Origin of the sequence: Streptomyces phaeochromogenes (assembly GCF_001418655.1) — a bacterium.
Lineage (GTDB): Bacteria > Actinomycetota > Actinomycetes > Streptomycetales > Streptomycetaceae > Streptomyces > Streptomyces phaeochromogenes.
This window is the reverse complement of the sequence record NZ_LIQZ01000169.1, coordinates 25,574-33,017: the sequence shown is the minus strand read 5'-3', so window position 1 is coordinate 33,017 and position 7,444 is coordinate 25,574. Positions and strand designations below refer to the sequence as shown.

The window sequence follows — 7,444 nt, the reverse complement described above, 5'->3', positions numbered from 1 at the left end:
CCGGGCCGCCGACCGCACCACAACCACCTGGGCCCGTACCAACGCCGCCGACCTACGTCGCCTCGCCGGACAGATCACCGCCCTCACCGACCTCCCCGCCGCCGCGCGCCGCCCGCTCAACAAGCTCCACGCGGCCCTCGCCCACGACGACCCCGCCGACCTCATCGCCCCCCTGACCGCCACCCGCCCCCACCTGACCGCCACCCACCCCGACCTCGCCGCCCGGCTCGACACCCTCACACCCCCCTGAACCCACCCGATGCGGTCCCAGCGGCGCACGTTCATCAAGCAGAACTCCACGGCGCGCTGGCGGGGCCGGTCGGCCTAGGACTGGTCGATCGGGCGGATTGCCCCGCGGTGCCACGGCCCTCCCTGTTGAGGCGGGCGGCGAGGTAGCGGGCGATGGTCTCCCGCCGCACGGTGCGGTAGGCCTGCTCGATGCGGTCAAGGTTCTTCTTGGAGGGTGTGCGGGTGCCGACCTGCCAAGAGCGCAGATTGCGGTCGGTGACGGTCAGTCCGGCCTGGCAGGCCGCGTTGCAGGCGTGGTCGGTGCGGGTGAAGTAGCGCAGGCGCGCTTGCAGGCCTCGACGGGCGGTGATGGGGGGCGATGTGGCCGCCGCGAGGGCGTCCAACTGCCGGGCGACGGCTTCGCGGCGCTTGAGGACGCGGGCGCCGTACTTGCCGAACTCGATGTTCCGCCCAGGCATCATCTCTTCCGAATCCTTGGGTGGTGGATCACTGTACGGGTCTGTGGGCACCGTTCTCCCGCTCCGTTGAGGCCTGCGCGGCTGTGTCGACGGCGGTGGTCATGATGTGGCGGATCCGTTCGCGCAGCAGTTGATGCGTGCGGTCGTGATGGTTGCGTGGGTGCCACGCCATGCCGACGGTCAGGGGCGGCAGCACCAGGGGGATCGGGAACGCACGCAGCCCAAGTGTGTTCAGCATCGGTCGTCCGAGCCCCGCCGGGGCGACGCTGACGACGTCGGTTTCGCGGGCCAGGAACAGCGCGGTCGCGACGCCGGGGACCACGGCCACCACGCGCCGGCTCAGGCCCAGTTCGGCGAGCCGCTCGTCGATTGGGCCGTGGGCCCGGCCGCGTCGCGACACGACAATGTGGTCGGTGGCGGCGAACCGCCGCGGGGTAACGGTTTTCATCCTCGCCAGTGGGTGATCCGGCCGCACAACGCCGATCAGCGTCTCCATGAGAAGTGTCTCCGAGCGGATCTCCGGGTCGCCGGGACGCACGATCCCGATCTCCAGATCCACCAGTCCTTCACGCAGCGCCGGGGCGTCCTCAAGGTTCTCCGGCCGCAACCGCAGGGAGATGCCAGGCGCCTGGACCCGCAGATCGTCGATGAGGGACGGGATGAAGGTCGTGGACAGCATGTCGTCGACCTGCAGGTCGAACGTGCGCACAGCGGTTCGGGGATCGGCGGTGCTCGACGGTGCGAACAACGCTCGCGCCCGGGTGGCGACCGCGTGCACCTCTCCGCGCAGTTCCAGGGCCCGGGGTGTGGGCACGAGGTCGCGTCCGGCCCGCACGAGGAGCGGGTCGTCGAAGGCGCGGCGCAATCGGGCCAGGGCGCGGCTCATCGCAGGTGCTGAGGTGTGCAGGCGTGCCGCCGCCTTCGTCACGCTGTTCTCGGCGAGCAGCGCGTCCAACGCCTCGATGAGGTTCAGATCGACGTAGTCCATTCCCGGATTATCACTTGCGAAATGACTGTCTACCAAGATTGCACTGGCGTGAATCGGCGGCATTTTCTAACGTCGAACCCACTCGACGACATGAAGGAGGCCGCAGTGGACATCCGCATCCGCCCGCCACGCGACAGCGGGACCCGTGACCTGGGCGCCCGCGGTGACCGTGGTGCTGACGCGACCGGAGACGGACTGTGACGCGCGCCGTCGTGATCGGTGCCGGGATCGTGGGCCTGACAACCGGGCTCGCGTTACGCCATGCCGGGTTCGAGGTGGTGATCTGTGAGCGCGCGCCGGAGATCCGCACCGACGGGGCCTCGCTGGGTCTCTGGGCGAACGCACTGGCGGCCTTCGACGATCTCGCCGTCGGCGAGGAGGTGCGCTGCATCGGCGCACCCGCTGAGATGTACTTCCACGATCCAGCCGGAAGACTGCTCGACACCCCGGGGTTCGGTCCCGAGGACCATCAGTACCTGCTGGTGCACCGGGCCAAGCTGAACGACCTGCTCGCCAACGCTGTGGAGCGGGACAACATCCGCCTGGCCACCGGATTCACTGCGTACGAGGAGCACACGGACCATGTCACGGTCCACCTGTCCGACGGCAGCAGCGAGGACGCCGACGTGCTCGTCGGGGCGGACGGGGCGTACTCGGCGGTGCGCGCGCAGTTGGTCCCCGGCACTCCGGCGCGCGAACACTCCGGCCACCATGCCTGGCGCGCTGTCATCCCGGCCACCGGCATCACGGTGCCCGAGGACCGGCTGATCCTGGGCACCCACGGCTGCCGCGGCGGCTACGTACGTACCTACGACGGGGGCGTCTACTGGCTGCTGAACCAATTCGACTCGCCCCCGCTGACGGGGACCCGGAAGCAGCAGGTCATGGAACGGGCCGTCCATCTGGAGAACGAAGGGCGGGACGGGATCCTGGCCCGGCTGATCGCCGCGACGCCCGACGAACTCATCCTGCGCAACCAGGTCATGCTCGTGCCACCCCTCCCCCACTGGGTCTCCGGGCGGGTCGCCCTGGCCGGGGACGCGGCCCACGCGATGTCTCCGCACATCACCGCCGGCGCGACGCTGGGCATCGAGGACGCCGCCCTGCTCGGCCGCCTGCTCACTCCCACCGGCGACATACCCGCCGCGCTGGCCGCCTACCAGGCCGGCCAGATCCCGCGGTACGCCCACGTCGCGCGACTGTCCGCGGCGGTGGAACACGCGCCCACGCCGCAGGAGTTCGCGCAGAACTACGTCGCGTTCACGCACTGGATGATCACCCAGCGGCCGCAGCTTCCCGGCAGGAACCGGGTGAACGCATGACGTTCGTCGTCGACGTGGACGTGTTGGTGCCGATGCGCGACGGCATCGCACTCGCCACCAACGTGTGGCGGCCCGAAGGGCCGGGACCGTTCCCCGTGCTCCTGGTCCGCACCCCCTATGGCAAGGACGACGCCGGAACGTACGGCAATCCGAAGCTTCCGGACGTGTTCGCCTTCGTGGACGCCGGTTACGCGGTGGTGGCCCAGGACGTCCGCGGGACCTCCCGTTCACCCGGAGCGTTCGTGCCCCACGCCAACGAGGGCCGTGACGGTGCCGACACCCTCACGTGGCTGGCCGGACAGCCGTGGTGCGACGGCGCGGTCGGCATGTGGGGCGGGTCCTACATGGGATTCGCGCAGTGGCAGGCGGCCGTGCACGAGACACCGGCACTGCGCGCGATCGCGCCCGTGATGACCTCCGCCGACCCGTACGCGGCACCGTGGTACTCGCCGGGCGGAGCGGTGTCACAGGACGCCGTCCTGACCTGGGGCACGCTCTCGGCCCTGCGTAACCTCCGCCGCGGCCTCGCCGACGGACACGGCGACCCGGGCGACGCCCACGCACTTCTGTCCGGCCTGTCCGACCCGCGACTGCTGCACGACCCACTGCCGGTCGCCGACCGCGGCGCGGTCACCCGCCACCTGCCCTGGGCCGGCCAGGTGCTGGACCACCCGGAGCGGGATACGTTCTGGCAGGAGGTCGCCTCGATCGACGACTGCGGCGACATCACCGTCCCCGCGCTCCATGTAGGGGGCTGGTACGACGTTTTCATAGGCGAAACCGTCCGGTCCTACACGACGATGCGCCGCCACGGTGGCAGCGCCGCGGCCCGCGACGGTCAACGGCTGGTCATCGGCCCCTGGTGCCACTCCGACGGCGCAGACCTCGGCACCTTCCCCGACCGGTCGTTCGGACTTCACAGCAGCATCAAGGCCGCCGACGTCACCGGCGCGCACCTGCGGTTCTTCGACCGCTGGGTCCGCGGCCTCACGGACAACCCCGACGACATCCACCGGGTCCGGATCTTCGTCATGGGCGTCGACCGGTGGCGTGACGAGGTGGACTGGCCACTGCCCGACACCCGTCACACCGACTTCTTCCTGGCCGGGGGCGGCCGCGCCAACACCGCTGGTGGCGACGGCGTCCTGACGCGCGACGCCGTGTCGATGGAGGCGGCGGATAGGTTCCTCTACGACCCGCGTCGCCCGGTCCCGAGCCTGGGTGGCACCGTGCTCGCCGCCGCCTCCGGTGCCTTCCCCGGACCGGCCGACCAGGCGGCCGTCGAAACGCGCGAGGACGTCCTGTGCTTCACCACTCCCGTCCTCAAACACCCCGTCGAGGTCACCGGCCACGTCACGCTGGTCCTACACGTCTCCTCCTCGGCACCGGACACCGACTTCACCGGCAAGCTCGTCGACCTGCACCCCGACGGCAGGGCGATCCTGCTGTGCGAGGGCATCCAGCGCGCTCGCTACCGCACCTCACTCACCAATCCGGAGCCCATGGAACCGGGAACGGTCTACGAGTTGACCGTCGACCTGAGAGTCACCGCGAACGTGTTCCTGCCCGGGCACCGCATCCGGCTCGAAGTCTCCAGCAGCAACTTCCCCCGCTACGACCGCAACACCAACACGGGCGGGACGATCGCGGCCGACAGCGAGGACGACCTGACCGTCGCGGTCAACCGAATCCACCACGGACCGGCCCACCCGAGCCGTCTGATTCTGCCGCTGGTCGAACGGCCGGAGCATGGACAACCCACAACGGAGACAGACGCATGAGCGCGCTTCAGAACCTGGTGAACCGGACCGCGGTGGCCGATGCCGTCGCCAGTCTCGCCCACGCCCAGGACGACCGGGACTGGACCGCTCTGCGGCGGCTGTTCGCCGACGAGGTGCGGCTGGACCTCTCCACCCACTACTACGGCAGGCCTCCGACGACGGTGCCGGCCGACGAGCTGGTCGAGCTCGCCCGCACGACCCTGGAGGGCTTCGACTGCACCCACCACGCGGCAACCGACCTGGTCGTACGGCTGTCGGGCGACGAGGCCGAGTGCAGCGCGCACATGGTCGCCTACCACCACGTCCCCGCGGACCCCGGTGTCACCGACCACTGCACGATGCGCGGCCTCTGGCGGCTCGGACTCCGCAGATCCGACGGACGCTGGCTGATAGGCCACTGGGCCGTGGTCCGCACCGCCCCGTGGGAGGGGTCCCCCGCCGTCTACGAGCTCGCCGCCGCCCGTACCGGACGCCCGTCCTGACGGCAGCCGCGCAGGACACGCAGTCACGAGCAGGACCCACAGGAGGAACCCGTGTTCTACGAGATACGGACGGAACGTGCCCGTGCCGGTCACGGCGCGGAACTGGCGCGCTACATGGACGAGACCGTCGTCCCGCTGCACCAGGAAATGGGGATGCACGTGGTGGGAGTCTTCACGGTGGCCGACGACGAGGACGCCTTCGTCTGGATCCGGCGCTTCGAGGACGCCGCCGACCAGGAACGCGTCCTGGCCGCCGTCCATGGGGATCCGCGGTGCACGACGGTCGTCGACACCCTTTCCGCGCTGTCGGGCGGGCCTGCGTCCATGGTCCGGCTGGAACCCGCCCCGCGGTCCGCGCTCCGCTGACCCAGCCCGCGCACCTGCCCGGCCCGCGGCGCCGGGCAACGACGCCCCTCCCAACTCCGCGGGCCGGGGCCGCAGTACACGACCTGGATCGATCGACCACGCGAAGGGAGTTGACGAATGGCTCGGCACGAACTGCCGGCGACCCGGGACACCGTGGTGAACGTCTTGGACCGGGACACCCCACCGATTCTCACCGTGGACGCCGGCGACTCGGTGGTGGTCGACTCGCTGGACGCCGCGGGACACCTGGAGCCGATGCGAACACCCGGTGACCCGAGGCCGCAGATGTTCGAGGACCGGATCGGCCATTGTCTCACCGGTCCGATCGCGGTGCGGGGCGCGGAGCCGGGCCTGGTTCTTGAGGTGCACTTCGAGTCCGTCGTGGCCGGCACCTGGGGCTGGACGCTCGCCGGGGTGAAGGACACCCCCCTGACTCGCCGCCTCGGCGTCGCCGACGGACCCGCGTCATGGCTGTTGTGGGACATCGGCGATGGGACGGCCACCAACAACCGCGGCCAGACCGTGGACATCGCGCCCTTCCTGGGTGTGGTCGGTGTCCCTCCGGTGGAGCCGGGCCCGCATTCAACCATCCCGCCGAGAGCGGAAAGCGGAGGGAACATCGACTGCCGCGAACTGGTGGCGGGTTCCACGCTGTACCTGCCGGTGACCGTGCCCGGGGCGATGCTCCACCTGGGAGACGGCCACGCGGCCCAGGGGAACGGTGAGGTGGCCGGAACGGCGATCGAATGCCCCATGACGACGGAGGTGACACTCAACCTCCGGGAGCGGACCCCGGTTTCGGGTATCCACGCCGAGACGCCCGAAGGACGCGTCACCTTCGGTTTCGACGCGGACCTGAACGTAGCGACGGGGGACGCGTTGGACGCCATGCTGGCCTGGCTGCGCCCACTTTTCGATCTGGACAGGACGGCCGCACTGGCCTTGGCCGGCGTGGCCGTAGACCTGCGAATCACCCAAGTGGCCAACGACACATGGGGTGTGCACGCCGTGCTGCCGTACGACGCCGTCCGGTGACCCCCACGACGGGATCAGCCACTGAACTCGACCTTGATCCGACGTCATGACCTTCCTTGTAAAGCGTGTGAGAGCGAGTAGCGAGCAAACCGAATGACATCTCATGACCAACTGACGACCATCACCCATGCCAGCCCTCAGGCCCGTCCGCGCCGGATTTCCTACGCGGAGGTGCGCGCCCGGATCGGCGAGCCCGAGGACATGATCAAACGCAAGGTGCGCGACCGTCTCGACCGGCATGCGCGTCGCTTCATCGCCCATTCTCCTTTCCTGGCGATGGCCACCTCGGACGCCACGGGACTCCCCGACAGTTCACCACGTGGTGACTATCCGGGGTTCGTGAAGGTGCTCGACGAGCGCACGCTCGCCATTCCCGACAGGCCGGGCAACCAACTGGCCGACTCCTTTCGCAATCTCGCCGAGAACGACGGGATCGGGCTGATGTTCGTCGTCCCCGGAATGCGAGAAGTGCTGCGTGTCAACGGTCGTGCCTATCCCACCGACGAGCCGGACGTGCTCGCCCGGATGCGCACCGAGGGAAAGGAGGCCGAGCTGGCGATCGTCGTGGAACTGACGGAGATCTTCTTCCACTGCGGCCGCGCGCTGATCCGCTCCCGGCTGTGGGATCCGGCGAGTCAGGCCCTGGCCGGGGAACTGCCGTCGATAGGCGAGATCGCCGCCGACCAGTTCGGGCTCGACGCCGACCCGAGGGCGCTGACGGACATGCTCGAAGACGACTACCGACACCTGTACTGAGGCGGCC

8 protein-coding genes and 1 pseudogene are annotated in these 7,444 nt (G+C 69.8%); 7 read left to right on the top strand and 2 right to left on the bottom strand.

Translation table 11 applies throughout. The features are described from left to right. Window positions 1–250, top strand: a pseudogene (locus AOK17_RS23415) (type III effector protein); the annotation flags it as partial. A 34-nt stretch (window positions 251–284) separates the two neighbouring features. Here the strand turns inward: AOK17_RS23415 and AOK17_RS23410 are convergent. Continuing rightward, on the bottom strand, window positions 285–710 hold the full coding sequence (locus AOK17_RS23410; RefSeq protein ID WP_055614502.1) for a hypothetical protein: 426 nt from the start codon (window positions 708–710) through the stop codon (window positions 285–287). 25 nt (window positions 711–735) lie between these two features. Next, window positions 736–1,758 (bottom strand): LysR family transcriptional regulator, encoded by a 1,023-nt coding sequence (locus tag AOK17_RS23405; RefSeq protein ID WP_245697317.1) that lies wholly within the window; start codon window positions 1,756–1,758, stop codon window positions 736–738. Between the two features lie 134 nt (window positions 1,759–1,892). Between AOK17_RS23405 and AOK17_RS23400 the strand changes: the two genes are divergently transcribed. The 6 genes from AOK17_RS23400 (at window position 1,893) to AOK17_RS23375 (ending at window position 7,437) form a co-directional block, all read left to right on the top strand. Then, window positions 1,893–3,017 (top strand): FAD-dependent oxidoreductase, encoded by a 1,125-nt coding sequence (locus AOK17_RS23400; protein WP_055614501.1) that lies wholly within the window; start codon window positions 1,893–1,895, stop codon window positions 3,015–3,017. Further along, window positions 3,014–4,798 carry a CocE/NonD family hydrolase gene (locus AOK17_RS23395; protein ID WP_055614500.1) on the top strand — a complete coding sequence of 595 codons (1,785 nt, stop codon included), beginning with the start codon at window positions 3,014–3,016 and terminating at the stop codon, window positions 4,796–4,798. Before AOK17_RS23400 ends, AOK17_RS23395 begins: the two co-directional genes overlap by 4 nt. Further along, window positions 4,795–5,280: a nuclear transport factor 2 family protein gene (locus AOK17_RS23390; RefSeq protein ID WP_055614499.1), complete on the top strand. Its 486-nt coding sequence runs from the start codon at window positions 4,795–4,797 to the stop codon at window positions 5,278–5,280. The genes AOK17_RS23395 and AOK17_RS23390 overlap by 4 nt, the downstream gene beginning before the upstream one ends. Before the next feature lie 51 nt (window positions 5,281–5,331). Then, window positions 5,332–5,646, top strand: coding sequence for an NIPSNAP family protein (locus AOK17_RS23385; RefSeq protein WP_055614498.1), 315 nt, complete (start codon window positions 5,332–5,334; stop codon window positions 5,644–5,646). 117 nt (window positions 5,647–5,763) lie between these two features. Beyond that, window positions 5,764–6,681, top strand: coding sequence for an acetamidase/formamidase family protein (locus AOK17_RS23380; protein ID WP_055614497.1), 918 nt, complete (start codon window positions 5,764–5,766; stop codon window positions 6,679–6,681). 93 nt (window positions 6,682–6,774) lie between these two features. Continuing rightward, window positions 6,775–7,437: an MSMEG_1061 family FMN-dependent PPOX-type flavoprotein gene (locus AOK17_RS23375; protein ID WP_206190813.1), complete on the top strand. Its 663-nt coding sequence runs from the start codon at window positions 6,775–6,777 to the stop codon at window positions 7,435–7,437. Window positions 7,438–7,444 lie beyond the last annotated feature (7 nt).